The organism is Castellaniella sp. (assembly GCF_049650445.1).
GTDB lineage: Bacteria > Pseudomonadota > Gammaproteobacteria > Burkholderiales > Burkholderiaceae_B > Castellaniella.
Genome location: NZ_JBASAD010000008.1, coordinates 68,238 through 94,654, shown reverse-complemented (window position 1 = coordinate 94,654; position 26,417 = coordinate 68,238). Strand labels below are relative to the sequence as shown.

Below are 26,417 nucleotides of genomic sequence, written 5' to 3'. Positions count from 1 at the left end.
TTCTCAGGGGTGATTCAGGGGCATTGTGTACAATGTGGCTCCACAAAATTCAGAACCGCGTTCATCGGATATGGCGGCCTTTGGGCTGTTCATGAGCGGTGCATGCCATCGGTGCCGAGTTCCGACATCATGCTGACTCAGATCAAGAAAAATGCAGGCCGCCGCAAACAGGCAAAAAATGCCATGGATGCGGAGGGAATCTATCAACGGATACAGCTTGGGATACTCGAGCGGCGCCTGCTGCCCGGAGCCAAGCTGGCAGAGGAACGGCTGGCCGAGGTCACGGGCGTGAGCCGGACCAAGATCCGCGAGGTTCTGGCACGTCTGGCGCATGAACAGGTCGTGACCCTGATTCCGAATCGGGGCGCCTATGTCGCGCAGCCCACGGTCGAGGAGGCGCGTGAAATGTTCGAGGCGCGCCGCTTGCTCGAGCCGCCGCTGGTGGCCAAACTATGCGGCCAGGTGACTGCGCAGGACCTGGCGGTCTTGCGTGCCCATCTCGACGAGGAGCGCAAGGCGCGCGAGCAGGAAGACATGCGTGCGGTCATCCGGCTGTCCGGCGTGTTTCACATCCACCTGGTCGATATGGTGGCGGGCGGCTTTCTGGCCCGGGCCATTCGTGAACTGACGGCGCTGACCTGCCTGATCATCACCCTGTACGACAGCTCGGCCGCATCGGCCTGCCCGCAGAACGAACACGTCGAGCTGGTCGACCGCATCGAGGCGCGCGATGCCGCAGGCGCCCAGCGCCTGATGCTGACGCACCTGATGCATATCGAGGGCTCCCTGAATCTGAGCGGCGGGCAAGTGCTGGAACCGGATTTCGAGGCGATCTTCGGGCATTGATCGCCCGGGCACGGAGCCGCTTCAGGGCACCTGGGCAATATGCAGCAGGTTGGTGCTGCCGCTGCGTCCGAATGGCAGGCCGGCGATCACGATCAGCATGTCGCCCGTTTCGGCCAGACCGGCCTGGCGGGCGGCGGCCGTGGCGCGGTCGATCATTTCGCTGGATTCGTGCAGTTGTTCCGGGAAGTGGACCGGGCGCACGCCCCAGGCCAGCGCCAGGCGCCGGGCTGTTTCCGGCTGCGAGGTCAGGGCCAGGATCGGCGTGGGGGGGCGTTCGCGACTGGCGCGCAGGGCACTGAAGCCCGAGGCCGTGTAGGCCACGGTCGCGGCGGGCTCCAGCAGGCCGGCGACGCGGCGCAGGGCGCAGCAGATGGCGTCCGGGATGTTGGCTTCGGCCGGACTGTGGGTGGCTTCCAGATTGGCGCGCCAGGACGGGTCGGCCTCGACCTCGTGGATGATGTGTTCCATGATGGTGACCGCTTCGACCGGATACTGGCCGGACGCCGATTCGGCCGACAGCATGACGGCGTCGGCGCCGCTGTAGACGGCGGTGGCCACGTCGGAGGCCTCGGCTCGGGTGGGTACGGGCGCGGTGATCATGGATTCCAGCATCTGCGTGGCAACGACCACCGGCTTGCCGGCGGCGCGTGCGCGGCGCACGATGCGTTGCTGCAGCACCGGCACGCGTTGCGGAGGCAGCTCGACACCCAGATCGCCGCGCGCCACCATGATGCCGTCGGCCTGTGCCACGATGGCGTCCAGGTGCTCGATGGCGGCGGGTTTTTCCAGTTTGGCCATGATCCAGGCGCGGTTGCCGATCAGGCCGCGCGCCTCGACGATGTCTTCGGGGCGCTGCACGAAGGACAGCGCGACCCAGTCCACACCCAGTGACAGACCGAATTCCAGGTCGGCGCGGTCCTTGGCCGTCAGGGGCGAGATCGGCAGGATGACGCCGGGCACGTTCACGCCCTTGCGGTCGGACAGCGGGCCGCCCACCATCACCGTGGTCTCGGCGAAGTCCGGACCGTGGCGGTCCACGCGCAGGCGCAGTTTGCCGTCATCCAGCAGCAGATCGGTGCCGTCTTCCAGGGCGGCGAAGATCTCCGGGTGCGGCAGGTTGGCGCGGGCGGCATCGCCTTCGGCGGGGTCCAGGTCCAGGCGGAAGGCCTGGCCCGTCGCCAGCACGGTCTTGCCGCCGGCGATCTTGCCTACGCGCAGCTTCGGTCCTTGCAGGTCCATCAGGATGCCGATGGGGCGGCCCAGTTCCTGCTCGACCTGGCGGATGATGCGGTAGCGTTCGGCGTGGTCTTCGTGCGTGCCGTGGCTGAAGTTCAGGCGGAACACGTCGGCCCCGGCCCGGGCCAGGGCGCGGATCTGTTCGAAGGTGGAGCTGGCCGGCCCCAGAGTGGCCAGGATGCGGGCGCGACGATCGGATTTCATGACTGGACCCCGGGGAGATGACCGGTGCCATCCAGGGCGGCGACGCCGGCACGGGCCACCTGGGCGTCCTGCACGGCCTGCACGCCGGACACGCCGACCGCACCGATGACGTGGCCGTCGAAATAGAGGGGCTCACCGCCTTCAAGCGGCATGACCGGCATGGACAGGGCGGCGATGCGGCCCTGGTTGACCATGTCCTCGTAGACCTTGCTGGGTTTGCCGCTGAGCACGCAGGTGCGGGCTTTTTCGGGGGCGATCTGGGCGCTCATGAGGGGGGCGCCGTCCATGCGCTGCAGCCACAGGGCGTGGCCGCCGGCGTCGCAGATGGCGATGCTGACGTTCCAGCCGCTGCGGCGGGCTTCGGCCTCGGCGGCGGCGGCCATGCGGCGCGCGTCTTCCAGGGTCAGGACTCGGATGGTCTTCATGATGGTGTGTCTCCTTGGGTGCGCCGCCGGGCTCAGAGGACCAGGATGGCGCGGAAATCGTTGACGTTGGTAAGCGTGGGGCCGGTGATCAGAGAATCGCCCAGGCGTTCGAAAAAGCCGTGGCCGTCGTTGTCGTCCAGGTGCGCGCGCGGCGGCATGCCGGCCGCCCAGGCGCGCGGCAGCGTGTCCGGGCCGATCAGGGCGCCGGCGATTTCTTCCTGGCCGTCCACGCCGTCGGTGTCGCCGGCCAGGGCGTGCACGCCTTCGGCGCCGTCCAGGGTGATGGCCAGGGACAGCAGGCATTCGACGTTGCGTCCGCCGCGGCCCTGGCCGCGCACGGTGACGGTGGTCTCGCCGCCGGACAGCAGCACGCAGGGCGCGGGGATGGGTTGATTGTGGGCGCGCACCTGCAGGGCGATGCCACCCAGGACCTTGCCGACGTCGCGCGCTTCGCCTTCGATGCGGTCACCCAGCAGCAGCGGCATGATGCCGGCTGCGCGGGCCACCGAGGCGGCGGCTTCCAGGGCCATCTGCGGGGTGGCGATCAGGTGGGTTTCGACGCGGGCCAGGCGTTCGTCGCCGAGCTTGAGGGTTTCGCCCGCGCCGGACTCCAGCAGCGCGCGAGCGCCTGCCGGCAGTTCGATGCCGTAGCGGCGCACGATGTCCAGTGCGTCGGCGCAGGTGCTGGGATCGGCCACGGTCGGGCCGGAGGCGATGTCGCAGGGCTGGTCGCCCGGTACGTCGGAGATCAGCAGATTGATCACGCGCGCGGGGGCGCAGGCCGCTGCGAGCCGGCCGCCCTTGATGCCCGACAGGTGACGGCGCACACAGTTCATTTCGGAAATCGTCGCGCCGGACTTCAGCAGGGCGCGGTTGATGGCCTGCTTGTCGGCCAGTGTGACACCGGCGCCGGGGACGGGCAGCAGCGATGAGCCGCCGCCCGAGATCAGGCAGATCACCAGGTCGTCGGCCGTCAGGCCGGCCACCTGTTCGAACAGCCGCCGGGCGGCGATTTCGCCGGCCTCGTCGGGCACCGGATGGGCGGCCTCGACGATTTCGATGCGTTCGCAAGGTACGGCGTAGCCGTAGCGGGTGACCACCAGCCCCTCGATGGGGCCGGCCCAGTGGCGCTCGAAGGCCTGCGCCATGGCGGCCGAGGCCTTGCCCGCGCCGATGACGATCGTGCGCCCCTTGGGCCGTTGCGGCAGGAAGGCGGGGATGCAGTGCTCGGGCTGAGCGGCGCGCACGGCCGCCTGGAACATGCGGGTGAGGAGCTCGCGGGGCGAGAGGTTCATGGTGCGTCCAGGTGGATAAGCGAAGTCGCAAACCGCGACGACCGGGCGGCCGCCGTGGTTTGCGGCCTGTCCGGCGGGTGGACCCATGGCTGGGCGGGGCCGCCGACAAGCTGCGGGGGTTCAGCTTACGCTGATTGGCCGGGTCATTGGCCGATTTCGTGGTTCGCCATGATTTCCAGCGCACGCACCATGCCGGAGTGATCCCAGCCGGCACCGCCGTGGGCCACGCAGGCGTTGAACAGTTCCTGGGCCACGGCCGTGCTGGGCAGGGACAGCCCCAGTTGGCGGGCGGTGGACAGGGCCAGGTTCAGGTCCTTCTGGTGCAGGTTGATGCGGAAGCCCGGGTCGAAGGTGCGCTTGACCATGCGTTCGCCGTGCACTTCCAGGATGCGCGAGCTGGCAAAGCCGCCCATCAGCGCCTGGCGGACCTTGGCCGGATCGGCACCGGCCTTGGAGGCCAGCAGCAGGGCTTCGCCCACGGCTTCGATGGTCAGGGCGACGATGATCTGGTTGGCGACCTTGGTGGTCTGGCCGTCGCCGTTGCCGCCGACCAGGGTGATGTTCTTGCCCATCAGCTCGAAGATCGGCTTGCACTGGTCGAAGGCAGCCTGGCTGCCGCCGATCATGATGGTCAGGCTGGCGGCCTTGGCGCCGACTTCGCCGCCGGACACCGGAGCGTCCAGGTATTCGCAGCCCAGCGCGTTGATCTTCTTGGCGAATTCCTTGGTGGCGACGGGCGAGATCGAACTCATGTCGATGACGATCTTGCCCTCGGACAGGCCGGCGGCCACGCCGTTTTCGCCGAACAGTACGGCGTCGACGTCAGGCGTGTCAGGCACCATGACGATGATGATGTCGGACGCCCGGGCGACTTCGGTGCTGCTGGCGGCGGCCTTGGCGCCGGCGTCCAGCAGGCTTTGCGGAGTCTTGCCGTGGGTGAAGGTGACCAGGGTGTGACCGCCCTGGATGAGATTGGCGGCCATGGGGGTGCCCATGATGCCCAGACCGATGAAACCGATAGTGGCCATGTGAATTCTCCTTGTGGATTCGGGTTTGAGTGCCGGGATGGGGGTTCAGGCCAGCGCCTTGATCCAGCCCAGGCCGTCCTCTGTGCGGGCGGCCGGCTTGTATTCGCAGCCGATCCAGCCGTCATAGCCGGTGGCGTCGATGTGGCGGAACAGCCAGTGGTAGTTGATCTCGCCGGTGCCCGGTTCATTGCGGCCGGGGTTGTCGGCGAGCTGGATGTGGCCGATGGCGCCGAGCTGCTTGCTGATCGTGTTGCCCAGTTCGCCTTCCATGCGCTGCGCATGGTAGATGTCGTACTGCACGCGCAGATTGTCGGAACCGACTTCGGCGATGATGGCCAGCGCCTGATCGGTGCGCGACAGGAAGAAGCCCGGGATGTCGAAAGTGTTGATGGGTTCGATCACCAGGCGGATACCGGCTTTTTTCAGTTCGGCGGCGGCGTAACGCAGGTTCTCGACGAACGTCTTGTGCGCCGTGGCGGTGTCCACGCCCGCCGGAACCTTGCCGGCCAGGCAGTTGACCTGTGGGCAGTTCAGGGCCTGGGCGTATTCGATGGCGCTGGCGACGCCCCGCTTGAATTCCTCGACGCGGTCGGGGTGGCAGGCGATGCCGCGTTCACCGGCGTCCCAGTCGCCGGCCGGCAGATTGTGCAGCACCTGGACCAGGCCGTTGTCTTTCAGGCGCCTGGCCAGTTCCTGCTTGTCGTAGGCGTAGGGGAACAGGTATTCCACACCTTGGAAACCGGTTTTCGCGGCGGCCTGGAAGCGATCCAGGAAGTCGATTTCGGTGAACAGCATCGACAGATTGGCGGCGAATTTGGGCATGTCGTGTACTCCTGATTCTGTTGGCCGCCGCGCGGTGGCGCGGCGGCCGGGGCTCTGTTCAGTCCAGCAGGGTGATGGCGGTCGGGGCGTCCGCGCCGCTCTCGGCCAGTTCCTCGAATTCGTTGACCGTGTCGATGTCGTTACCCATGGAGATGTTGGTGATGCGCTCCAGGATGAATTCGACTACGACGGGCACGCGGAATTCCTTGATCCAGGCACGGGCCTGGGTGATCGCGGGCTGGATGTCCTCGACCTTTTTCACGCGGATGGCCTTGCAGCCCAGGCCCTCGGCGACCTTGACGTGGTCCACGCCGTAGCCGTCGGTTTCCGGCGCGTTGATATTGTCGAAGGCCAGTTGCACGCAGTAGTCCATGTCGAAGCCGCGCTGCGACTGGCGGATCAGCCCCAGGTATGCATTATTGACTACAACGTGGATGTAAGGCAGGTTGAACTGCGCGCCCACGGCCAGTTCCTCGATCATGAACTGGAAGTCATAGTCGCCGGACAGGGCGACGATCTCGTCGCCGGTGTTCGCGGCCACCACACCCAGCGCGGCGGGCACGGTCCAGCCCAGGGGGCCCGCCTGGCCGGCGTTGATCCAGTGGCGCGGGCCGTAGACGTGCAACATTTGCGCGGCAGCGATCTGCGACAGGCCGATGGTGGTGACGTAGCGCGTGTTCTTGCCGAAAGCCCTGTTCATTTCTTCGTACACGCGCTGCGGCTTGAGCGGCGACTGGTCGAAGTGGGTCTTGCGCTGCATGGACTTCTCGCCCTTACGCGCACGGCATGCGCCGGCCCAGGCGGTACGGTCGCGCAGCGTGCCGGCGGCCTTCAGGCGCCTGGCTTCTTCGATCATCAGGCGCAGCGCCGCACCGGCGTCCGAGGCGATGCCGTAGTCGGGGCCGAAGACTTTGCCGATCTGGGTCGGATCGACGTCGATGTGCACGAAGGTGCGGCCCTTGGTGTAGACCGGGGTCGATCCCGTGTGGCGGTTGGCCCAGCGGTTGCCGATGCCCATGACGAAGTCCGAAGCCAGCAGGGTGGCGTTGCCGTAGCGGTGCGAGGTCTGCAGGCCGACCATGCCCGCCATCAGGGGGTGGTCGTCGGGGATCACGCCCCAGCCCATCAGGGTCGGGATGACCGGCACGCCGGTCAGTTCGGCGAATTCCCGCAGCAGGTCCGACGCGTCGGCACTGAAGATCCCGCCGCCCGCGACCAGCAGGGGGCGCTCGGAGGCGTTCAGCATGGCCATGGCCTTGGCGGCCTGGGCCGGGGTGGCCGTGGGCTTGTACACGCCCAGCGGTTCGTAGGTGTCGATGTCGAATTCGATTTCGGCCATCTGCACGTCGAAGGGCAGATCCACCAGCACCGGGCCGGGGCGGCCGGAGCGCATGATGTGGAAGGCCTGTTGCAGGATGCGCGGCACCAGTTCGGGTTCGCGCGCCATCACGGCCCACTTGGTGACCGGCTTGGCGATGGTCTCGATGTCCACGGCCTGGAAGCTTTCCTTGTGCAGTTGCGAGCGCGGCGCCTGGCCGGTGATGCACAGGATGGGGATGGAGTCTCCGGACGCCGAGTACAGGCCGGTGATCATGTCGGTGCCGGCGGGGCCGGAGGTGCCCAGGCAGACGCCGATGTTGCCGGGGTGGGCGCGGGTGTAGCCTTCGGCCATGTGCGAGGCGCCTTCCACGTGGCGGGCCAGCACGTGCTTGAAGCCGCCGTGTTTGCGCAGGGCGGAATACAGCGGGTTGATGGCGGCGCCGGGCACGCCGAACAGAGTGGTGATGCCTTCTTTTTGCAGGACTGCGGCGGCGGCGTCGACTGCTCTCATTTTGGCCATGATTTCTCCTGGATCGGTCAGATTGGTATGGGGGTATTCGTTGACAGGGCCAGAATAAAGAAAGCATCCAGATGCAGGAATCCCATTCACCCTCTGTTCTGTCGATACTATATGTATGTAGTTGGGAAGGTTTGGGGTGGAATTCAATCGATCTCAGGCAGGCTTGTTTTGTTTGAATTCTGCTTTTGTGACAGTGTCTTGGGCGTTTTTTAACCAGCGGGAGATCCTCTTGAGCCGCTATACCGAGCTTCGCAGTTTTGTATTGATTGCCGAGCAGGGCAGCTTCGCCGCCGCTGCTTTGGTCGAGGGTGTGACGCCGGTCATCATGGGGCGGCGCCTGACGGCGCTGGAAAAGCGCCTGGGGGTGCAACTGGTGCACCGGTCCACGCGCGGCCTGGTGCTGACGGACCTGGGGGAACGCTATCTGGAGCACTGCCAGCAACTGCTCCATGATTTCGACGCCGCCGACGCCAGCATCATGTCCCGGCGCCGTTCGCTGACCGGTCATCTGGTGGTGTCGGCGCCGGCTTCGTTCGGGCGCCTGCACGTGGCCCCGCACGCGCTGGCGTTCCGTGAACGCTATCCGGATCTGGCGCTGTCCTTCAATTTCACCGACAGCGTGGTGGATCTGGTGCGCGAGGGCTACGACATGGCGATTCGGATCGGCGAGGTCACCGATCCGAACTACGTGGCGGTGCGCCTGTTCCCGAACCGCCGCGTCGTGTGCGGCACGCCTGCCTATTTCGAGTCGCACGGCGTGCCGCGCGTGCCGGAAGACCTGGTGCGGCACAACTGCCTGGCGTTCAACCTGCAGGGCGGGCAGCATCGCGGCTGGACCTTCGTGCGTGACGGCAAGCCGTTTGCCGTACGGGTGCGCGGCGCTCTGGCCTGCAACGATGGTGAATTGCTGTACCGCTGGGTGTGCCAGGGCCTGGGCGTCGGCTGGCGGTCCACCTGGGAGATCCAGCGCGAACTCAAGCGCGGCGAACTGGTGACGGTGCTCGATGAATTCGCCCTGCCCGCCTACGACATCCAGGCCGTCTACCCGCAGCAGCGCTACCTGCCGGCCAAGGTGCGTTATTTCATCGACGACCTGAGAAACCATTATCATGAATCCGGTTACTGGGAAGGACAGAGAACATCTTGACTGCTGAAAAAACGCCGCCGCGTGGCGACGGGAATCGCCGCAACGAACGGCTCGCGCTGATGGCGCTGGCCGGCATGGCCCTGGTCTGGGGTTACAACTGGGTTGTCATGAAGCGGGTGCTGGCCTATGTCGGCCCCTTCGATTTTTCCGCGCTGCGCACCCTGTTCGGCGCCGTGGCGCTGATGCTGGTGCTGAAGATTCTGCGGCGCCCCATGCGCATCCGGGCCTGGCCCCGCGTGGTGCTGCTGGGCGTGCTGCAGACCGGGGCGTTTTCCGCCCTGATCCAGCTCGCGCTGTTGCAGGGCAGCGCGGGCAAGACTTCGATCCTGGTGTACACCATGCCGTTCTGGGTCATCCCGCTGGCCTGGGCGGTGTTCGGTGAACGGATCCGGGGTGCGCAGTGGCTGGCGCTGGCGCTGGCGGCGGCGGGCCTGCTGCTGATCCTGGAGCCCTGGAATCAGCACGCCGGCATCGTCAGTGAAGTGCTGGCGGTCTCCTCGGGCCTGTGCTGGGCGCTGGCGACCCTGGTCGCGAAATGGATCAAACGCGACCATCCGATGGATGCGCTGCCGCTGACGGCCTGGCAGATGCTGTTCGGCGCCCTGGCGCTGTGCGTCGCCGCCTGGGTGGTGCCGGAACGACCGATCGAGGCCGTGCCCTATTTCTACGCCGCGCTGGCCTACAACGCGATCCTGGCGACGGCCCTGGCCTGGTTTCTGTGGCTGTTCGCGCTGCAGCACCTGTCCGCCGGGATGGCGGGGCTGTCGTCGCTGGGTGTGCCGGTGGTCGGGGTGCTGTCCGGCTGGCTGGAACTGGGCGAGACCCCGGGCGGGCTGGAATTGGCGGGGATGATCCTGATCGGCGTGGCGCTGGCGGTGATCAGCCTGCAGTCGGTGGGCGGGCGGAAATAGGCCCGCCATGCTGTCGGACCAGAGCCTGGCGCGCGTGCGCGATCTGAAATTCAAGCAGTTGCTGGTGTTCGAGCGCGTGGCCACCCTGGGGTCCATGCACAAGGCGGCCGAGGCCGTGCACATGACCCAGCCCAATGTGGTCAAGGTCGTCCGGCAACTGGAGGAGCTGCTGGCGGTCACGCTGTTCGAGCGTCACAGCAAGGGCGTGCGGCTGACCGTGTTTGCCGAGCATCTGCTGGAACGCATCCGTCCCATGCTGGGCGATGCGCGTGCCTTGAGCGAGGAACTGGAGGCGCTGCGCAACGGCGAGGGCGGTCAGGTGGCGGTCGGCACGCTGATTTCCGCGTCGGCCTGGCTGCTGCCCGAAAGCGTGGCCCTGATGAAGAGCCGCCACCCCAAGGTGGGCCTGATGATCCAGGAGGCCACCAACGACATTCTGTACCCCATGCTGCAGGTCGGCGAACTGGACGTGATCGTCGGCCGCCTGCCCGAGAATCCGGGCGAAGGGGTCGAAGTGCACGCAATCTACGACGACGAACTGATGATCGTGGCGCGCGCCGGCCATCCCCTGTCCCATCGGCCGGAGTGCGCGCCTGAGGATCTGCTGGTCTATCCCTGGATCGTGCCGTCCAATGCCTCGCCCGTGCGCAAGCAGGTGGATCGCTTCTTTCGCAGCCGTGATCTGCCGATTCCCCATAACCAGATCGTCTCGCTGTCGATGCTGACCAACCTGGGCATTCTGGCGCGCTCCGATACGCTGGCCATGCTGCCCAGCGTGGCGGCCCGGCCGCTGATCCAAGCGGGGGTGCTGTTCGAAGTCCCCATCCACGTGCGCGTGCCGTTCGGCACGATAGGCTACAGCCTGCGGGCCGACCGCGAACCGGTGCCGGCGGCGGCCACGCTCATCGGCATCCTCAAGGAAGTCGGGGCGCGGGCGGGGCGCGGCGTCGGCGGCCTCGGCTGAACGCTCCGGCAGTTCGTGCTTCCTGGTTGGATGTTGGTTGAAGCGATTCCATTATGGAATCGCAACATTGTTTTTATTGATTAGAAAATAATCTCGACTCCCCCTACAGTGTCTCCATACGCACATTCACACAGCACGAGAGACCAGCACTGTGGCCGAACTCATCACGCACTACATCGGCGGCCGTTTCATTGAAAGCGTCCAGCGGTTCCCCAATGTCAATCCGGTGGACGGCACCATCGTCGGCGAGGTCTGCGAGGCCTCGTCCACCGAGGTCGATCTGGCCGTCCAGGCCGCCCGGGATGCTTTGGCGGGCGACTGGGGGCGGTGCAGCCCGGTCGAGCGGTCCGACTGGCTGCGCAAGCTGGCCGACGGCATCGAGCGGCGCTTCGATGAATTTGTCGAGGCCGAGGTCCGGGACACCGGCCGCACCGTGCGCCAGGCGCGCACGCTGGACGTGCCGCGCGCCATCGCCAATTTCCGTTTCTTTGCCGACCTGGTCCGCCAGGCCCACACGGAATGCTTCGAGACCGTGACGGCCGACGGCGGACGGGCGCTGAACTACACCGTGCGCAAACCCCTGGGCGTGGTCGTGGCCATTTCCCCCTGGAACCTGCCGATTCTGCTGTTCAGCTGGAAGGTCGCGCCCGCCCTGGCGCTGGGCAATGCGGTCGTGTCCAAGCCTTCCGAGGAGACCCCTTCGTCCGCCTTCCTGCTGGCGCAGGTGGCGCACGACATCGGCTTTCCGGCGGGCGCCTTCAACGTGCTGCAGGGCTTTGGCGGCCAGTCCGCCGGACAGGCCATGATCAGCCATCCGGACATCGATGCCGTGACCTTCACGGGGGCCTCGGCCACCGGGGCGCACATCATGAAGACCGTGGCCGACGGCGTGAAGGACGTGTCTTTCGAACTGGGCGGCAAGAACGCCGCCATCGTGTTCGAGGACGCGGACTTCGACGCCGCCGTGGACGGGGTCGTGAAGTCCTCCTTCACCAATTCGGGCCAGGTCTGTCTGTGCAGCGAACGGGTGCTGGTGCAGCGGCCGATCTTCGACCGTTTCGTGGCGGCGCTGAAAGCGCGCACCGAAGCCCTGGTGCTGGGCCGCCCGGACGCTCCGGCCGCCGACATCGGTCCCATGATCTCCAAAAAGCATCAGGCCAAGGTCCTGTCCTATTTTGAACTCGCCCGCCGGGAAGGCGCCACCGTCGTCACCGGCGGCGAAGCCCCCGTGTTCGGCGATGCGCGGGATCAGGGATTCTGGGTCAAACCGACCATCTGGACCGGCTTGCCGGATGATGCCCGCTGCCTGCGCGAGGAAATCTTCGGACCGGTCTGCCACGTGGCGCCGTTCGACACCGAGGACGAGGCCGTGGCCCGTGCCAATGATTCGGACTACGGCCTGGCCACCGCGATCTGGACGCAAAATCTGTCGCGCGCCCACCGGGTGTCGCCGCGCATGCGCAGCGGCCTGGTCTGGGTCAATACCTGGTATCTGCGCGACCTGCGCACCCCCTTCGGCGGCGTGCGCCAGTCCGGCATCGGCCGCGAAGGGGGGCGTCATTCCCTGGATTTCTATTCCGAGATCACCAACATCTGCATCAAGGTCTGAGGCGTTTCAGCACCCGGACTTTTACAGGAGACCGCATCCCATGAGCACCGCATCCGCCCAGGTCGTTCCCGGCAAGGCCACGCCGCGCGGGAAGTTCCCCCATGTCAAGCGTGCGGGCGACTTCCTGTTCGTCTCGGGCACCAGTTCCCGCCGTGCCGACAATACCCTGGCCGGCGTGGAGACGGTGGACGCCATGGGGGCGGTGCGCATGGATATCCGCGAACAGACCCGCGCCGTGATCGAGAACATCCGCGACATTCTGGCCAGCGCCGGTGCCGGCCTGGAGGACGTGGTGGAGATCAGCGCCTACCTGGTCGATATGGGGGACTTCGCCGGCTACAACGAGGTCTACGGGGAATTCTTCGGTTTCGAGGGGCCGGCGCGCACCACGGTCGCCGTCCACCAACTGCCGCACCCGCATCTGCGGATCGAGATCAAGGCCATCGCCTACAGGCCGCCGGTCGCCTGACGACGGGCCGGACACGATGACTGGCGCCCGGGACGGGCGCCGGCACACCACCAGCGTGCGCCCTGCGCACGACAAGGAGACAGACATGGATGCCAAGTACGGTTTGCCCAAGAATCTGATGCAGTGGGTGGACAATCATCGCGACCGGCTGAAGCCGCCGGTGTGCAACGCGGCGATTTTTCCCGACGGCAACTACATCATCAATATGGTGGGCGGCGGCAACCAGCGCACCGACTTCCACGACAACCCGACCGAGGAAATCTTCTACCAGTTGCGCGGCGAGGCCTTTCTGGTCGTGTGGGATCGCGGGCGCTTCGAGCGCATCGACCTGAAGGAAGGCGACATCTTCCTGCAGCCGCCGCACCTGATTCATTCGCCCCAGCGCCCCGACCCCAATGGCCTGTGCCTGCTGATCGAACTGCCCCGCCCTCAGGGCAAGCAGGACAGCCTGCAATGGCATTGCGCCCACTGCGGCGCCGAGGTCTGGAAGGCCACGCAGCAACTGGAAAGCCTGGTGGACGACCTGCCCAAGGTCTATGACCGGTTCTATGCCCTGAAGGACGAGGAGCGCGTCTGCCCGGACTGCGGCACCCAGCACCCGGGCAGGGACTACCGCATCTGGCACGAACAACTGCGCCATTCCAAGGTCCGGGACTTCTGAGCGTGAAACGATAGATACCAAAGGCCATCGACATGATAGATATCCACGCGCACATCTTTCCGGAGATTTCCCGTGCGCAGGCCCATGCGCTGGACCCCGCGCAGGCGCCCTGGCTGAAGATCACCGGTCCGGACACGGGCATGATCATGAAGGGCGACAGCGAATTCCGTCCGGTCGTGCCCGTGCTGTGGGATGCGGATCTGCGCGTCGCCGACATGGACCGCCTGGGCCTGGACGTGCAGATCGTCAGCGCCACGCCGATCATGTTCGGCTACGAGCTGGATGCCCCCAAGGTCGCCGACTGGGCCGCCCGCATGAATGACCTGACGCTGGCGTATTGCGCCGGCCACCCGGACCGCCTGAAGGCGCTGGCCCAGGTGCCGCTGCAGGACACCGGACTGGCGTGCCGCGAGGCGTCGCGTGCCAAGGCGGCGGGCCACGTCGGTGTGCAGATCGGCAACCACGTCGGCGATCGCGATCTGGACGACGCGCAACTGGTGGAGTTCCTGCATCACTGCGCCGTGAGCGACATCCCGGTGCTGGTCCATCCCTGGGACATGATGGGCGGGAGCGGGCGCATGCGCCAGTGGATGCTGCCCTGGCTGGTGGCCATGCCGGCGGAAACTTCGCTGGGGATTCTGTCGCTGATCCTGTCGGGCGCCTTCGAACGCTTGCCGCGCAGTCTGAAGCTGTGCTTCGCGCACGGCGGCGGCTCGTTCGCCTACACCCTGGGCCGGGTCGACAATGCCTGGAAATACCGTGACATCGTGCGCCAGGACTGCCCGAATCCGCCGTCCTCCTACTGCGACCGGTTCTCGGTGGATTCCGCCGTCTTCGATCCCGCCGCCCTGCGCCTGCTGGTGGACGTGATGGGCAGTGAACGGGTGATGCTCGGGTCCGACTACCCCTATCCGCTGGGCGAGCAGCGCATCGGCGCACTGGTGGGCGAGACCGCCCTGCTGGACGACGCCGAGAAACACCGCATCCTGACCGGGAACGCCCGGACCTTCTTCAATCTTGCCTGAACGGAGCCTCTTTTCTATGGAACCCGCGCTGATCGAACGACTGGGCGACGAACTGTACGCCGCCTGGACCGACCGCCAAGCCATCGATCCCTTGACGAGCCGCCACCCGGACATCAGCATCGAGGACGCCTATCACGTGCAGCAGCGCATGGTGGGCCGCCGCCTGGACGCGGGCGCCCGCGTGGTGGGCAAGAAGATCGGCGTCACCAGCCAGGCCGTGATGGACATGCTGGGCGTCTATCAGCCGGACTTCGGCTATCTGCTCAGCGACATGGTGGTTGCGCCGGGCGAGGCGATCTCCATGTCCGGCCTGATCCAGCCCAAAGCCGAGGGCGAGATCGCCTTCATTCTGAAAAAAGATCTGCGCGGGCCGGGGGTGACGGTCAGCGACGTGCTGGCCGCGACCGAAGCCGTGACCGTCTGCTTCGAGATCGTCGATTCCCGCATCCGCGACTGGAAGATCAAGATCCAGGACACCGTGGCGGACAACGCATCCTGCGGGGTGTTCGTGCTGGGCGACCGGCTGGTCAGCCCGCGCGGGCTGGACCTGCGTACCTGCGGCATGGTGTTCGAGAAGAACGGCGAACTGCTGGGCACGGGGGCGGGCGCCGCCGCGCTGGGGCATCCCGCCAATGCCGTGGCCTGGCTGGCCAATGCGCTGGGGGCGCTGGGGGTCGGTTTGAATGCCGGAGAAATCATCCTGTCCGGGGCGCTGGCGGCCATGACGCCGGTCGTGGCCGGGGACAGCCTGCAGGTGTCGATCGGCGGCATCGGCGCCTGCGGCGTGCGCTTCATCGCATAGCAAGCGCGCATCGCAAGCAAAGGAAATCACAATGGAAAAGATCAGATGTGCCTTGATCGGATCGGGCAATATCGGCACCGACCTGCTGTACAAGCTGAAGCGCAGCACGGTGCTGGAGCCGGTCTGGATGGTGGGCATCGACCCCGAATCCGAGGGCCTGGCGCGCGCCCGCGAACTGGGTCTGAAGACCACGGCCGAGGGCGTGGATGGTCTGCTGCCGCACATGACGCAGGATCGCATCCAGATCGTCTTCGATGCGACCTCGGCCTACGTGCACCAGGAAAACAGCGACAAGGTGACGGCGCGCGGCGCGCTGATGATCGACCTGACGCCGGCGGCCATCGGCCCGTACTGCGTGCCGCCGGTCAATCTGCAGGCGCATCTGGAACGGCGTGAGACCAACGTCAACATGGTCACCTGCGGCGGCCAGGCCACCATCCCGATGGTGGCGGCGGTGTCGCGCGTGCAGCCGGTGGACTACGCCGAGATCGTGGCAACCGTGTCGTCGAAATCGGCGGGGCCGGGCACGCGTCGCAACATCGACGAGTTCACCGTCACGACGGCGGGCGCGGTCGAGCGGGTGGGCGGCGCCAGGAAGGGCAAGGCCATCATCATTCTGAACCCGGCCGAGCCGCCGCTGATCATGCGCGACACCGTGCACTGCCTGACCGAGTCGGATCCGGACGAGGCGGCCATCACGCAATCCGTGCAGCAGATGGTGGCCGAGGTCCAGCGCTACGTGCCGGGCTATCGCCTGGTCAACGGGCCGGTGTTCGAGGGCCGCCGGGTGTCGATCTACCTGGAGGTCGAGGGCCTGGGCGATTACCTGCCCAAGTATTCCGGGAACCTGGACATCATGACCGCGTCGGCGACGCGAACCGCCGAAATGTTCGCCGAGCGCATCCAGAAGGGCGAATGGACGCTGTCCGCCGCGTAAAGGAATCATCATGAGCACAGACAAGAAGACCATCACCCTGCACGACATGACGCTGCGCGACGGCATGCACGCCATGCGCCACCAGATCACGCTGCAACAGATGAAGGACGTGGCGCGAGGGCTGGACGAAGCCGGTGTGCCGCTGATCGAGGTCACCCACGGCGACGGCCTGGGTGGTGCGTCGGTCAACTACGGCTTCTCGCTGCACAGCGACGAGGAATACCTGAGCACCGTGATCCCGCTGCTCAAGCGTGCCAAGGTGTCGGCGCTGCTGTTGCCGGGCATCGGCACGGTCGGGCACCTGCGCATGGCGTACGACCTGGGCGTGCACACCATCCGGGTCGCCACCCATTGCACCGAGGCCGACGTCTCGCAGCAGCACATCGAGGCCGCCCGCAAGCTGGACATCGACACCGTGGGCTTTCTGATGATGAGCCACATGAACACGGCCGACGGCCTGGTCGCGCAGGCGAGGCTGATGGAAGGTTATGGCGCCAACTGCATCTACATGACCGATTCGGCCGGCCACATGCTGCCGCATCAGGTGACGGAAAAGATCGGCGCGCTGCGCCAGGCGCTGAAACCGGAGACCGAACTTGGTTTCCACGGCCACCACAATCTGGCCATGGGCGTGGCCAACAGCATGGCGGCCATCGACGCGGGCGCCAATCGCATCGATGCCGCATGTTCGGGCATGGGCGCCGGATCGGGCAACACGCCGATGGAGGCGCTGGTGGCCGTCTGCAACCTGATGGGCATCGAGACGGGCGTGGACCTGTTCAAGGTGCAGGACGTGGCCGAGGACATCGTGTACCCGATGATGGAAGAACCAGTGCGCCTGAGCCGCGACTCGCTGACGCTGGGCTATGCCGGCGTGTACGGTTCGTTCCTGCTGTTTGCGCGCCGCGCAGAGCAGCGCTACGGCGTGCCGGCGCGGGAAATCCTGGTGGAGATGGGGCGTCGCGGCATGGTCGGCGGCCAGGAGGACATGATCGAGGACACGGCGCTGAATCTGGCGCGCAAACGGAGTGCGGCATGAGTTTGAATACGGCAACCATCCAGGCCCTGGCCGAGCGTCTGGAGGACTGCGAACTGCAGGCGCGCGACACCCTCAAGATCACCCTGGACCATCCGGACATGGACTGGGACGATGCCTACGCCGTGCAGGACGCCATCCTGCGGCGCAAGCAGTCCCGGGGAGCGCGGATCGTCGGCCTGAAAGCCGGCCTGACCTCGTTTGCCAAGATGCGCCAGATGGGCATCGAGACCCCGATCTTCGGCTTTCTGACCGATGCATTCGTGGTGCCCGACGGCGGCAAGTGCCGTCATGCCGATCTGATCCACCCCAAGGTCGAGCCGGAAATCGTCTTTGTGACCAAGGCACCGCTGACCGGGCCGGGCTGCACGATCGCCGAAGTGCTGGCCGCGACGGATTTCGTCCTGCCCGGCATCGAGGTCATCGACAGCCGTTACCGCGATTTCAAATTCGACCTCAAGAGCGTGGTGGCTGATAATTGTTCGTCCTCACGCTTCGTGGTCGGCGGCATCCCGTGCGATCCGCGCGATCTGGATCTGCGCACCACGGGGGTGGTGATGGAAAAGAACGGCCAGATCGTCGCGCTGGGCGCCGGAGCTGCGGTGCTGGGCCATCCGGCCAACGCCGTGGCCATGCTTGCCAATCACCTGGGTGCGCGCGGTGCTTCGATTCCGGCCGGCACGCTGATTCTCTCCGGCGGCATCACCGAGGCGGTGTCGGTGGCGGCGGGTGATCATGTCATGTTGCATATGCAGGGCATGGGTTGCACATCGCTGACTTTCGTGTAATATCAACAAAACTTTACAACTAAACTATAAATTCTTCAGGAGACAAACATGGCATTTCGCACAACCATGCTGACGACCGCCCTGGCCCTGTCCCTGGGCCTGACCGCCGGATCGGCGCAGGCCGAGGTGAAGATCGGCTTCCTGGCTACCCTGTCCGGCTCCGGCGCGGCCCTGGGCCAGGATATGGTCGACGGTTTCAACCTGGCGCTGGAACAGAATGGCGGCAAGCTGGGTGGTCAGGACATCGTTTTCCTGAAGGAAGACGACCAGCTCAAGCCGGACGTGGGTGTCCAGGCGATCCAGAAATTCATCGAGAAGGACAAGGTCGACATCGTCGCCGGGGTGACGTTCTCCAACGTCATGATGGCGATCGCCAAGCCCCTGGCCGACGCCAACATGACCTTCGTCGGTTCCAACGCGGGGCCGGCTCCTCTGGCCGGCAACCAGTGCAACGCGGGTTTCTTCTTCGCGTCCTGGCAGAACGATGGACAGGCCGAGGTCATGGGCCAGTACGCCACCGACCAGAAGTACAAGGACGTCTACATGATCACGCCCAACTATCAGTCGGGTCGTGACCAGGTCAAGGGTTTCACGCGCTTCTACAAGGGCCGCGTGTCGGGCGAGATCTATACCCAACTGGGTCAGCAGGATTACTCCGCTGAGCTGCTGGCGCTGCAGGCCGCCAATCCCTCCGCTGTCTGGGTCTTCCTGCCCGGCGGCATGGGCGTGAACTTCGTCAAGCAATACAAGCAGTTCGGCCTGATGGGCAAGATCCCGCTGCTGACGGTCTCCACCGTGGACGGCAGCACCTTGCCGGCCCTGGGCGATGCCGCTCTGGGTGCCTACGCCGGCACGTTCTGGGGCCCTGACTTCAAGAACCCCACCAGCGAGGCCTTCGTCGCCGCCTTCGAGAAGAAGTACAAGCGCATTCCCTCGCAGTACGCCGCCCAGTCCTATGATTCGGCGCTGCTGATCGATAGCGCCCTGAAGAAGACCGGGGGCAAGGTCTCCGACAAGAAGGCGTTCCGGGATGCCTTGCGCGCGGCGGATTACGCGTCTCTGCGCGGGGCCTACAAGTTCAACACCAACGGCTTCCCCATCGAGGACTTCTACGCCTTCCAGGTGGCCAAGGACGATCAGGGCCGTGTGTCTCTGAAGACCATCGGCAAGCCGCTGACGAACCACGCCGACGCCTACGTCGGGAACTGCAAGTATTGATCGGTTCGTCCAGCGAGCCCTGAACGACGGGCGGCGTGCGCCGCCCGTCACGGAGGACGGACATGAGTCCGCAGTTGTTGTTCATGCAGGCTCTGAACGGCCTGCAATACGGTATTTTGCTGTTCCTGCTGGCCGCCGGCCTGACCCTGGTCTTCGGCATCATGAGCTTCATCAACCTGGCTCATGGCGCGCTCTACATGATGGGGGCCTATTTCGCGGCCGCCGCTTACAGCCATACGGATTCGTTCACGCTGGCCATCCTGGCGGGCCTGGGCGGCGCCATGGTGCTGGGCGTGGTGCTGGATCGCTGCGGGTTCTCGCGCCTGTACCCCAGAGAGCACCTGGATCAGGTGCTGGCGACCTTCGGGCTGATGCTGTTCTGCAACGAGGCCGTGCGCATGATCTGGGGCTCGGCGCCGATCTTCATGAGCCTGCCCGACGCGCTGAGCGTAACCGTCATGGTGTTCGGTACGCCCTACCCGCTGTACCGCCTGCTGATCATTCTGGTGGGCCTGCTGGTGGCCCTGGGCCTGTATCTGTTGATCGAACGCACCCGCGTCGGCATGCTGATCCGCGCCGGCGCCAGCAATCGCACCATGGTCGCGGCGCTGGGCGTGAACATCGGCTGGCTCAATACCTTCATCTTCGCCCTGGGGGCCGGTCTGGCGGGCCTGGGCGGCGCCATGGTGGGGCCGATCCTGTCCGTGCAGCCGGGCATGGGCGATTCCATCCTGATCATGACGCTGGTGGTCATCGTGATCGGCGGGATCGGATCGATCCGCGGCGCCTTTCTGGGCGCCCTGGTGGTCGGCCTGGTCGATACGCTGGGGCGGACCGTCGCGCCGACCCTGCTCGGCCGGATGCTGGAACAGGAACTGGCCAGCACCCTGGGGGCGGCGGTGTCGTCGCTGGCGGTCTACGTGTTGATGGTGATCGTGCTTGCCGTCAAGCCCGAAGGCCTGTTCCCTGTGAAGAAACGTTGAGTCCCGGATGAAAATGGAATCCTCGACCCTGAATACACGCGCGTCACGCGCCCCCGCCGGCGTGTCCTGGCCGGCGGCGCTGACCGCCCTGATTTTCGTGCTGTTGCTGCTGGTGCCGGTGTACGCCAGCGTCACGGACAGCGCGTACGTCCTGCTGCAGTTCAGCCGCATCCTGGTGTTCGCCCTGGCGGCCGTGGGCCTGAACCTGGCCCTGGGCTATGGCGGCCTGGTCAGCTTCGGTCATGCCATGTACATCGGCATCGGTGCCTATTGCGTCGCCATCGCGTCCCATTACGGCGCCGACAGCGGCGTCCTGCACCTGCTGCTGGTGGTCGTCGTCACCGCTCTGATTGCGGCACCCGTGGGCCTGATCGCCTTGCGGACGCACGGAATCGCTTTCATCATGATCACGCTGGCCCTGGCGCAGATGTTTTATTTCCTGGCGGTGGGGCTGAAGCAGTACGGTGGTGACGAAGGCCTGCCGATCCAGCAGATCAGCCGTTTCGGCGACCTGACCGGCAGCCACGTCGGTCTGTACCTGGCGCTGCTGGCCTGCCTGGGCGCCAGCCTGTTGCTGCTGCGTCGCGTGATCCGGTCGCGCTTCGGACTGATCCTGCGGGCCTCCAGCATGGATGCCCGGCGTGTGCGGGCCGTGGGCACTTCGCCGCTGGCCTACCGCCTGCTGGCCTATGTGCTGTCGGCCGAACTGTGTGCGCTGGCGGGGTTCTTTCTGGCGAATCTGACCGCCTTTGCCTCGCCTGCCTACATGGCGTGGACGGCGTCCGGCGAACTGATCATCATGGTGCTGCTGGGCGGCGCCGGCACCCTGATCGGACCGGTGGTGGGCGCCGCCGGCTTCCTGCTGCTGGAAGAGGTCCTGAAAGGCGTGACCGACCACTGGATGATCATCATGGGACCGGTCATCGTGCTCATCGTGCTGTTCCTGCGCAATGGGCTCTGGGGCATGATCGTTTCGTCCAAGGAGGAGCACTGACATGCAGCCCTTGCTTTCGATCCGCGGCCTGGTCAAACGCTACGGCGGCCTGCTGGTCACGGACCACGTGGACCTGGACATCCTCCCCGGCGAGATCCACGCCATCATTGGCCCCAACGGCGCCGGCAAGACCACGCTGATCAGTCAGATCATGGGCGAAGTCCCTTGCGATGCCGGCACCATCCGCCTGGGCGACCAGTCTATCGACGCGCTCGACATGGCGCAGCGGGTCCGCGCCGGGATCGGGCGGTCCTATCAGATCACCTCGGTGATCCAGCGCTTCACCGTGCTGGAAAACGTGGTGCTGGCGGTCCAGGGCTGTCGGGGGCACGGGTTTCATTTCTGGACGCCGGCGGTGGAAACCCCCGCGCTGACGGACCGGGCGGACGAGCTCATCGAATTGATGGGACTGACGGCCCGGCGGGACACGCCGGCCATGTCGCTGTCCTACGGGCAGCAGCGCCAACTGGAGATCGCCATGGCGCTGGCGGCAGAACCCAAGGTGCTGCTGCTGGACGAGCCCATGGCCGGCATGGGGCATGGCGATACCGGCTCGGACATGATGGTGGACCTGTTGCGGCGCCTGAAGAGCCGCTACGGCATCCTGCTGATCGAGCACGACATGGATGCGGTGTTTTCCCTGGCGGACCGCATCAGCGTGCTGTTTTACGGCAAGGTCATCTGCTGCGGCGACGTGGACACCATCCGCCGCAGCCCCGAAGTCCGCGAAGCCTATCTGGGTGACGAGGAGGTGCCGGCATGAGCGAAAATCTGCTGAAGGTCGAAGGCCTGGAGTCCGGCTACGGGCGCAGCCAGGTGCTGTATGGCATGCACCTGCAGATCGATGCGGGGCAGTGCGTGACCTTGCTGGGCCGCAACGGCATGGGCAAGACCACGACCATCAAGAGCATCATGGGCATGCATCCGGCCTGGAAGGGCCAGGTGCGGTTCAACGGCGCGAATATCCAGAACCTGCCCAGCTACCGGGTGGCGCAGCGCGGTGTCGGTCTGGTGCCGGAAGGCCGTCAGATTTTCCCCAATCTGTCGGTCGGGGAAAATCTGATCGCAACGGCTGCGGACCGCCGCAAAAAGGCCAATCCCTGGACGCTGTCACGCATCTATGAACTGTTTCCGCGCCTGCGGGAGCGCGCCGGCAATTTCGGCAACCAATTGTCGGGCGGGGAGCAGCAGATGCTGGCCATCGGCCGGGCCTTGATGACCAATCCCGAACTGCTGATCCTGGACGAAGCCACCGAAGGCCTGTCGCCCCTGGTGCGCCAGGAAATCTGGACGGCGCTGGCGCTGCTGCGCCGCGAGGGCATGGCGATTCTGGTGATCGACAAGAATCTGGCGCCGCTGCTGCACCTGGCCGACCATCATTACGTCGTGGAAAAGGGCCGGATCGTCTGGAGCGGCGATTCGGACGCACTCAAGGCCGACGAGGACGCCCGGCAGAAATATCTGGGGGCTTGATCGCCGTTGCCGCGCGCTTGCCGGACTCCGAAAACATCAGGGCCGCCCGCGGGCGGCCCTGTACATGTCGGCGGCAGCCGGATCAGCCCGGTTCGGGAATCACGCCGGGCGCTTCCATCTGCACGATGTCGCAATTGTCGCCCGGGCCGGCGCGATCCACGATCAGGAAGTCCGACACGGCTTCCAGCCCCAGCAGCGGGTGGTGCCAGACGCCGCGCGCGTAGTTCACGCCCTGGTCGCCGTTGCACAGGAACACGCGCAGATCGGCGACCGTGGGTGTGGCGTCGGGCTTGGCCACCACGACCAGATAGGGCCGGCCGTTCAGCGGGATGAAGGCCTGACTGGCCTTCGGGTGGCGTTCCATCATGGTGACGGTGAACGGCAGCGTGCGCGGCAGGCCCCGGAAGATCGAGACGATGGCGCGGCCGTCCGCGCCCGGATCGACATGGGCCAGGTCGTGATAGCGCTCGGTGTTGCCTTCGTTGATGGTGAAGTGCTGGACCGTGTCATCGGCCTGGATCACGTCGCCAAAGGGTGCGAAGGCTTCCCGCGTCAGGGGCTCGATGGTCAGGGTTGTCAGCGTGGCGGTCATGAGGGACTCCGTGAAAATCCCGGCGCGGCGCCGGGATCGGCCGATATCAGGCGGCGAAGCGGGCGTCGAGGCGAAAGCGCGCGATCTGCCCGATCTGATCCAGGCAGGTGTCGAATTCGGCGTTGCGTTCATTGTGCAGCCGTTGTTCGACGGCGTCCATGATCTGGTAGCGGCTGCGGCCCTTGACGGCGATCACGAAGGGAAAGCCGAACTGCTGGCGGTAGGCGGCGTTCAGGGCACGCAGGCGTTGCAGCTCTTCGGGGCTGCACTGGTCCAGGCCGGCGCCGCGCTGTTCGCTGGTGGAGTCGCTGGTCAGGGTGCCGGCTGCGGCTTCCTTGCCGGCCAGTTCCGGGTGGGCGACGATCAGGGCGAGCTGTTCGGCCGGATCGGCTTCGCGCACCACGTGCATCATGGCCTGGTGCAGGGCGTCGACGTCGGCGAAGGGCCGGGCCGCCCAGGCGCGTTCCGGAATCCAGGGGGAGTGTTCGAAGATCGACCCGAGTTCCCGTGAAAACTCGGCCTGGGTCAGTGCGGACAGTTCGTTCAAGGTCATGACAGAAAGAGGTGAGTGCATCATGATGGAAAGTCTACGGTGTATCGTGCGTCAAATGAAGGGCGCGACTCGGTATAAGTGGTATATGCTGTGCCGAATTTCCGGGGGCGCCCGCAGGTCGGCGAGCCTCCGCCCGAACGGAGACCCCCACGATGGCGACACGACGCGGTAGCGAAACGCTGGATACGTATCTGCTGAAGGTGTTCAGCATCCTGATGGCCGAACGCAGCGTGTCGCGTACGGCGCTGAAGCTCAACCAGTCCCAGCCCGCCATCAGCGTGGCGCTGAAAAACCTGCGCCAGATCCTGCAGGACCCGTTGCTGGTGCGCGAAAAAGGCGGCATGGTGCCCACCGACCGGGCGCTGGCCATTCTGGAGCACGCACGCACGGCGCTGAGCTCGATCGATTCGATGCTGGAGACCGGCGAGGCCTTCGAGCCTGACAGCAGCCGCCAGGTCTTCCGCATCGGCTCGCCGGACTATCTGGCGCCGGCCTTCGCCGCGTCGGTCGTGGCGCGCTTCCGCCGCGAGGCGCCGCATGCGCGGCTGGTGCTGCATTCCCTGGGGCCGGATTTCGATTTCGAGCATTCCCTGGCCGAGGGCGAACTGGATGTGGTGATCGGCAACTGGCCCGAACCGCCCGACCGCATGCACCTGTCGGTGCTGCTGGAAGACGAGATCGTCTGCATGGTGGCGGCCGACCATCCGCTGGCGCGGCGCGGCATGACGCTGGACGACTACCGGCGCGTGCCGCACGTGGTGCCGACGCCGTATTCCATCACCCAGCGCGGCATGATCGACACGGTGCTGACGTCCCTGCGCATCCAGCGCGAGGAATGCGTCGAGGCGCAGTCCTTCATGCTGGCGCCCTATCTGCTGCCGGGCACGGACCTGGTGTTCACCACCACACGGCATTTCGCCCGCTATTACACGGAACTGCTGCCTCTGGCGATCCTGGAGCCGCCGGTCGAATTCCCGCCGATGCGGTTCTATCAGTTGTGGCATGCGCGCAATCATCATGCACCTTCTCATCAATGGCTGCGTCACCTGCTGGGAGACTGTGGGCGAACCATGGCTCAGATGGCCCAGCCGCCCAGGTAGAACACGGCCAGCGCAATGGCGATGACCAGCGTGCCGATGTTCAGCCTGCGCCATTCGCCGGCGAACAGACGGCCGATCACCAGGGTGCAGAAGCCCAGCATGATGCCGGTGACGATGTTGCAGGTCAGCACGATGAACACGGCGCAGACCATGCCGGCCATGGTGTCCACGGTGTCGTCCAGGTGCAGCTTGCGCACGCCGCCCAGCATCAGCAGGCCGACGTACATCAGGGCGGGAGCGGTGGCGTAGGACGGCACCAGGCCCGCCAGCGGCGACAGGAAGATCAGGGCAAGAAAGCCCAGGCCGACGATGGTGGCGGTCAGGCCGGTCTTGCCGCCGGCCGCCGTGCCGGCCGCCGATTCGATATAGGCCGCCGCCGGGGCGCCGCCCAGGCCGGCCGACACGATGGAGCTCACCGAGTCTGCCGTCAGGGCGCGGCCGCCGTTGATGATCTGGCCGTTTTCGTCCAGTTGGCCGGCCTGGCCGGCCACGGCGCGAATGGTGCCGGTGGCGTCGAACACGGCAGTCATGACCAGGGCGAGGACGCTGGGAATGACCAGCGCGTTGAGCGCGCCGCCGACGTCCATGGCACCGATCAGCGAGTGCTCACCGCCGAAGGACGGCAGGGCGAACAGGCCGTTGAAGGTCACGGCCGGGTCCCAGATCAGGCCGGCGGCCGACAGCGCCAGGATGACCAGCAGGATGCCGCCGGGCACGCGCCGGCGCTCCAGGCCGAAGATCGCCGCCAGGCCCACGACCGACAGCAAGGCCGGCATGGCGTTGATGGCGCCCAGGGACACCGGCAGGCCGGGACCGGGGTTCTTCACCACCAGACCGACTTCGTTGGCGGCGATCAATAGCAGGAACAGGCCGATGCCGATGCCGGTGCCGTGCGCGATGCCGGCCGGCAGGTTGCGCAGGATCCAGCTGCGTACGCCGGTGGCGGAAATGGCCGTGAAGATCACGCCCATCAGAAAGATGGCGCCCAGTGCGACGGCGGGCGACAGGCCCTGGCCCAGGACCAGGTCGAAGGCCGTGAAGGCCGTCAGCGAAATCGCGCAGCCCACGGCGATCGGCAGGTTGGCCCACAGGCCCATCAGCAGCGAGCCGAAGGCGCTGGTGAGACAGACCGCGATGAAGACCGAGGAGGTGTCGAAGCCCGCCTTGCCCAGCATCGCGGGGACGACGAACACGGAATAGACCATCGCCAGGAAGGTCGTCAGCCCGGCCAGGGTTTCCTGGCGCACATTGGTGCCACGGGCTGCAAGCTGGAAGCGTCGTTCCAGCCAGGGGGTGGAAGATGCGGGGGTCGCGGGGTTGCCAAGCCCTGTCGGCAAGGCGTGTTCCTGTTCGCTCATGAGCGGTGTCTCCTGAATGGTGGGCGCCTTCTGATGGGTGGGCGCTTGACGGTCAGACCATTCTAGGGACGGGTTTTTCGGATTTGTGAGCGTCGTCCTGA

General features: G+C 66.1%; 27 protein-coding genes. 18 read left to right on the top strand and 9 right to left on the bottom strand.

Going from position 1 to position 26,417, the window contains the following annotated elements; genetic code table 11:
- The first annotated feature begins 183 nt into the window (after positions 1-183).
- Entirely contained in the window at positions 184-846 is a 663-nt protein-coding gene (locus tag WA983_RS02240; RefSeq protein ID WP_424252138.1) for a GntR family transcriptional regulator, read from the top strand.
- Positions 847-867: 21 nt separating this feature from the next.
- Here WA983_RS02240 and pyk read toward each other — a convergent pair whose 3' ends face one another.
- From pyk to gcl, 6 genes are all read right to left on the bottom strand, one after another.
- Entirely contained in the window at positions 868-2,286 is a 1,419-nt protein-coding gene (pyk, locus tag WA983_RS02235; RefSeq protein ID WP_424311539.1) for a pyruvate kinase, read from the bottom strand.
- A complete protein-coding gene (locus WA983_RS02230) occupies positions 2,283-2,711 on the bottom strand; it encodes a GlcG/HbpS family heme-binding protein (protein ID WP_424252134.1) in 429 nt (142 codons plus the stop codon). Before WA983_RS02230 ends, pyk begins: the two co-directional genes overlap by 4 nt.
- A gap of 32 nt (positions 2,712-2,743) precedes the next feature.
- Positions 2,744-4,006, bottom strand: coding sequence for a glycerate kinase type-2 family protein (locus WA983_RS02225; protein WP_424252132.1), 1,263 nt, complete (start codon positions 4,004-4,006; stop codon positions 2,744-2,746).
- 143 nt (positions 4,007-4,149) lie between these two features.
- Complete coding sequence (locus tag WA983_RS02220) at positions 4,150-5,040, bottom strand: 2-hydroxy-3-oxopropionate reductase (RefSeq protein WP_424252150.1); 891 nt, start codon at positions 5,038-5,040, stop codon at positions 4,150-4,152.
- 39 nt (positions 5,041-5,079) lie between these two features.
- Positions 5,080-5,856, bottom strand: coding sequence for a hydroxypyruvate isomerase (gene hyi, locus WA983_RS02215; protein WP_424252130.1), 777 nt, complete (start codon positions 5,854-5,856; stop codon positions 5,080-5,082).
- Positions 5,857-5,914: 58 nt separating this feature from the next.
- Positions 5,915-7,696, bottom strand: coding sequence for a glyoxylate carboligase (gcl, locus tag WA983_RS02210; RefSeq protein ID WP_424311538.1), 1,782 nt, complete (start codon positions 7,694-7,696; stop codon positions 5,915-5,917).
- A 229-nt stretch (positions 7,697-7,925) separates the two neighbouring features.
- On the opposite strand from gcl, the gene WA983_RS02205 reads away from it, so the two are divergent.
- From WA983_RS02205 to WA983_RS02130, 16 genes are all read left to right on the top strand, one after another.
- Complete coding sequence (locus WA983_RS02205; RefSeq protein ID WP_424311537.1) at positions 7,926-8,843, top strand: LysR family transcriptional regulator; 918 nt, start codon at positions 7,926-7,928, stop codon at positions 8,841-8,843.
- Positions 8,840-9,754 carry a DMT family transporter gene (locus WA983_RS02200; protein ID WP_424251519.1) on the top strand — a complete coding sequence of 305 codons (915 nt, stop codon included), beginning with the start codon at positions 8,840-8,842 and terminating at the stop codon, positions 9,752-9,754. The genes WA983_RS02205 and WA983_RS02200 overlap by 4 nt, the downstream gene beginning before the upstream one ends.
- A 7-nt stretch (positions 9,755-9,761) precedes the next feature.
- Positions 9,762-10,718, top strand: coding sequence for a LysR family transcriptional regulator (locus tag WA983_RS02195; RefSeq protein WP_424251517.1), 957 nt, complete (start codon positions 9,762-9,764; stop codon positions 10,716-10,718).
- A gap of 151 nt (positions 10,719-10,869) precedes the next feature.
- Positions 10,870-12,327 carry a 2-hydroxymuconic semialdehyde dehydrogenase gene (locus tag WA983_RS02190; RefSeq protein WP_424251515.1) on the top strand — a complete coding sequence of 486 codons (1,458 nt, stop codon included), beginning with the start codon at positions 10,870-10,872 and terminating at the stop codon, positions 12,325-12,327.
- Between the two features lie 40 nt (positions 12,328-12,367).
- On the top strand, positions 12,368-12,796 hold the full coding sequence (locus WA983_RS02185) for a RidA family protein (protein WP_424251513.1): 429 nt from the start codon (positions 12,368-12,370) through the stop codon (positions 12,794-12,796).
- Between the two features lie 85 nt (positions 12,797-12,881).
- Entirely contained in the window at positions 12,882-13,457 is a 576-nt protein-coding gene (gene nbaC, locus WA983_RS02180; protein ID WP_424251511.1) for a 3-hydroxyanthranilate 3,4-dioxygenase, read from the top strand.
- A 32-nt stretch (positions 13,458-13,489) separates the two neighbouring features.
- Complete coding sequence (locus tag WA983_RS02175) at positions 13,490-14,482, top strand: amidohydrolase family protein (protein ID WP_424251509.1); 993 nt, start codon at positions 13,490-13,492, stop codon at positions 14,480-14,482.
- 16 nt (positions 14,483-14,498) lie between these two features.
- The gene (dmpE, locus tag WA983_RS02170; RefSeq protein WP_424251507.1) at positions 14,499-15,284 is read left to right on the top strand and encodes a 2-oxopent-4-enoate hydratase; all 786 of its coding nucleotides are present in this window, start codon (positions 14,499-14,501) and stop codon (positions 15,282-15,284) included.
- A gap of 31 nt (positions 15,285-15,315) precedes the next feature.
- Positions 15,316-16,221, top strand: coding sequence for an acetaldehyde dehydrogenase (acetylating) (locus WA983_RS02165; protein WP_424251505.1), 906 nt, complete (start codon positions 15,316-15,318; stop codon positions 16,219-16,221).
- A 10-nt stretch (positions 16,222-16,231) separates the two neighbouring features.
- On the top strand, positions 16,232-17,260 hold the full coding sequence (gene dmpG / locus WA983_RS02160) for a 4-hydroxy-2-oxovalerate aldolase (RefSeq protein WP_424251503.1): 1,029 nt from the start codon (positions 16,232-16,234) through the stop codon (positions 17,258-17,260).
- On the top strand, positions 17,257-18,045 hold the full coding sequence (gene dmpH, locus WA983_RS02155; RefSeq protein ID WP_424251501.1) for a 2-oxo-3-hexenedioate decarboxylase: 789 nt from the start codon (positions 17,257-17,259) through the stop codon (positions 18,043-18,045). The genes dmpG and dmpH overlap by 4 nt, the downstream gene beginning before the upstream one ends.
- A gap of 48 nt (positions 18,046-18,093) precedes the next feature.
- Positions 18,094-19,263, top strand: coding sequence for an ABC transporter substrate-binding protein (locus WA983_RS02150; RefSeq protein ID WP_424251499.1), 1,170 nt, complete (start codon positions 18,094-18,096; stop codon positions 19,261-19,263).
- 62 nt (positions 19,264-19,325) lie between these two features.
- Positions 19,326-20,246, top strand: a complete 921-nt coding sequence (locus WA983_RS02145; protein ID WP_424251497.1) for a branched-chain amino acid ABC transporter permease — start codon at positions 19,326-19,328, stop codon at positions 20,244-20,246.
- A 7-nt stretch (positions 20,247-20,253) separates the two neighbouring features.
- Positions 20,254-21,240, top strand: coding sequence for a branched-chain amino acid ABC transporter permease (locus WA983_RS02140; protein ID WP_424251494.1), 987 nt, complete (start codon positions 20,254-20,256; stop codon positions 21,238-21,240).
- A gap of 1 nt (position 21,241) precedes the next feature.
- Entirely contained in the window at positions 21,242-22,003 is a 762-nt protein-coding gene (locus WA983_RS02135; protein WP_424251492.1) for an ABC transporter ATP-binding protein, read from the top strand.
- Complete coding sequence (locus WA983_RS02130; RefSeq protein WP_424251491.1) at positions 22,000-22,713, top strand: ABC transporter ATP-binding protein; 714 nt, start codon at positions 22,000-22,002, stop codon at positions 22,711-22,713. Before WA983_RS02135 ends, WA983_RS02130 begins: the two co-directional genes overlap by 4 nt.
- Before the next feature lie 82 nt (positions 22,714-22,795).
- On the opposite strand, the gene WA983_RS02125 is transcribed toward WA983_RS02130, so the two are convergent.
- Together WA983_RS02125 and uraD are read right to left on the bottom strand one after the other, a co-directional pair.
- Positions 22,796-23,305, bottom strand: coding sequence for an ureidoglycolate lyase (locus tag WA983_RS02125; protein ID WP_424251489.1), 510 nt, complete (start codon positions 23,303-23,305; stop codon positions 22,796-22,798).
- Positions 23,306-23,351: 46 nt separating this feature from the next.
- Positions 23,352-23,882, bottom strand: coding sequence for a 2-oxo-4-hydroxy-4-carboxy-5-ureidoimidazoline decarboxylase (uraD, locus tag WA983_RS02120; protein ID WP_424311536.1), 531 nt, complete (start codon positions 23,880-23,882; stop codon positions 23,352-23,354).
- A gap of 128 nt (positions 23,883-24,010) precedes the next feature.
- Between uraD and WA983_RS02115 the strand changes: the two genes are divergently transcribed.
- Complete coding sequence (locus WA983_RS02115) at positions 24,011-24,958, top strand: LysR family transcriptional regulator (RefSeq protein WP_424251486.1); 948 nt, start codon at positions 24,011-24,013, stop codon at positions 24,956-24,958.
- On the opposite strand, the gene WA983_RS02110 is transcribed toward WA983_RS02115, so the two are convergent.
- Positions 24,934-26,316 (bottom strand): NCS2 family permease, encoded by a 1,383-nt coding sequence (locus WA983_RS02110; RefSeq protein ID WP_424251485.1) that lies wholly within the window; start codon positions 26,314-26,316, stop codon positions 24,934-24,936. The genes WA983_RS02115 and WA983_RS02110 overlap by 25 nt on opposite strands.
- Positions 26,317-26,417 lie beyond the last annotated feature (101 nt).

What these genes read in the sequence shown, in the direction of transcription:
- WA983_RS02165 (WP_424251505.1), top strand. Translation starts at nt 15,316, where the DNA reads ATGGAAAAGATCAGATGTGCCTTGATCGGATCGGGCAATATCGGCACC.
- nbaC (WP_424251511.1), top strand. Translation starts at nt 12,882, where the DNA reads ATGGATGCCAAGTACGGTTTGCCCAAGAATCTGATGCAGTGGGTGGAC.
- dmpG (WP_424251503.1), top strand. Translation starts at nt 16,232, where the DNA reads ATGAGCACAGACAAGAAGACCATCACCCTGCACGACATGACGCTGCGC.
- WA983_RS02140 (WP_424251494.1), top strand. Translation starts at nt 20,254, where the DNA reads ATGAAAATGGAATCCTCGACCCTGAATACACGCGCGTCACGCGCCCCC.
- dmpE (WP_424251507.1), top strand. Translation starts at nt 14,499, where the DNA reads ATGGAACCCGCGCTGATCGAACGACTGGGCGACGAACTGTACGCCGCC.
- dmpH (WP_424251501.1), top strand. Translation starts at nt 17,257, where the DNA reads ATGAGTTTGAATACGGCAACCATCCAGGCCCTGGCCGAGCGTCTGGAG.
- WA983_RS02240 (WP_424252138.1), top strand. Translation starts at nt 184, where the DNA reads ATGGATGCGGAGGGAATCTATCAACGGATACAGCTTGGGATACTCGAG.
- WA983_RS02230 (WP_424252134.1), bottom strand. Translation starts at nt 2,711, where the DNA reads ATGAAGACCATCCGAGTCCTGACCCTGGAAGACGCGCGCCGCATGGCC.
- pyk (WP_424311539.1), bottom strand. Translation starts at nt 2,286, where the DNA reads ATGAAATCCGATCGTCGCGCCCGCATCCTGGCCACTCTGGGGCCGGCC.
- WA983_RS02150 (WP_424251499.1), top strand. Translation starts at nt 18,094, where the DNA reads ATGGCATTTCGCACAACCATGCTGACGACCGCCCTGGCCCTGTCCCTG.
- WA983_RS02115 (WP_424251486.1), top strand. Translation starts at nt 24,011, where the DNA reads ATGGCGACACGACGCGGTAGCGAAACGCTGGATACGTATCTGCTGAAG.
- uraD (WP_424311536.1), bottom strand. Translation starts at nt 23,882, where the DNA reads ATGATGCACTCACCTCTTTCTGTCATGACCTTGAACGAACTGTCCGCA.
- WA983_RS02110 (WP_424251485.1), bottom strand. Translation starts at nt 26,316, where the DNA reads ATGAGCGAACAGGAACACGCCTTGCCGACAGGGCTTGGCAACCCCGCG.
- WA983_RS02175 (WP_424251509.1), top strand. Translation starts at nt 13,490, where the DNA reads ATGATAGATATCCACGCGCACATCTTTCCGGAGATTTCCCGTGCGCAG.
- WA983_RS02125 (WP_424251489.1), bottom strand. Translation starts at nt 23,305, where the DNA reads ATGACCGCCACGCTGACAACCCTGACCATCGAGCCCCTGACGCGGGAA.
- WA983_RS02135 (WP_424251492.1), top strand. Translation starts at nt 21,242, where the DNA reads ATGCAGCCCTTGCTTTCGATCCGCGGCCTGGTCAAACGCTACGGCGGC.
- WA983_RS02185 (WP_424251513.1), top strand. Translation starts at nt 12,368, where the DNA reads ATGAGCACCGCATCCGCCCAGGTCGTTCCCGGCAAGGCCACGCCGCGC.
- WA983_RS02145 (WP_424251497.1), top strand. Translation starts at nt 19,326, where the DNA reads ATGAGTCCGCAGTTGTTGTTCATGCAGGCTCTGAACGGCCTGCAATAC.
- hyi (WP_424252130.1), bottom strand. Translation starts at nt 5,856, where the DNA reads ATGCCCAAATTCGCCGCCAATCTGTCGATGCTGTTCACCGAAATCGAC.
- gcl (WP_424311538.1), bottom strand. Translation starts at nt 7,696, where the DNA reads ATGGCCAAAATGAGAGCAGTCGACGCCGCCGCCGCAGTCCTGCAAAAA.
- WA983_RS02225 (WP_424252132.1), bottom strand. Translation starts at nt 4,006, where the DNA reads ATGAACCTCTCGCCCCGCGAGCTCCTCACCCGCATGTTCCAGGCGGCC.
- WA983_RS02195 (WP_424251517.1), top strand. Translation starts at nt 9,762, where the DNA reads ATGCTGTCGGACCAGAGCCTGGCGCGCGTGCGCGATCTGAAATTCAAG.
- WA983_RS02130 (WP_424251491.1), top strand. Translation starts at nt 22,000, where the DNA reads ATGAGCGAAAATCTGCTGAAGGTCGAAGGCCTGGAGTCCGGCTACGGG.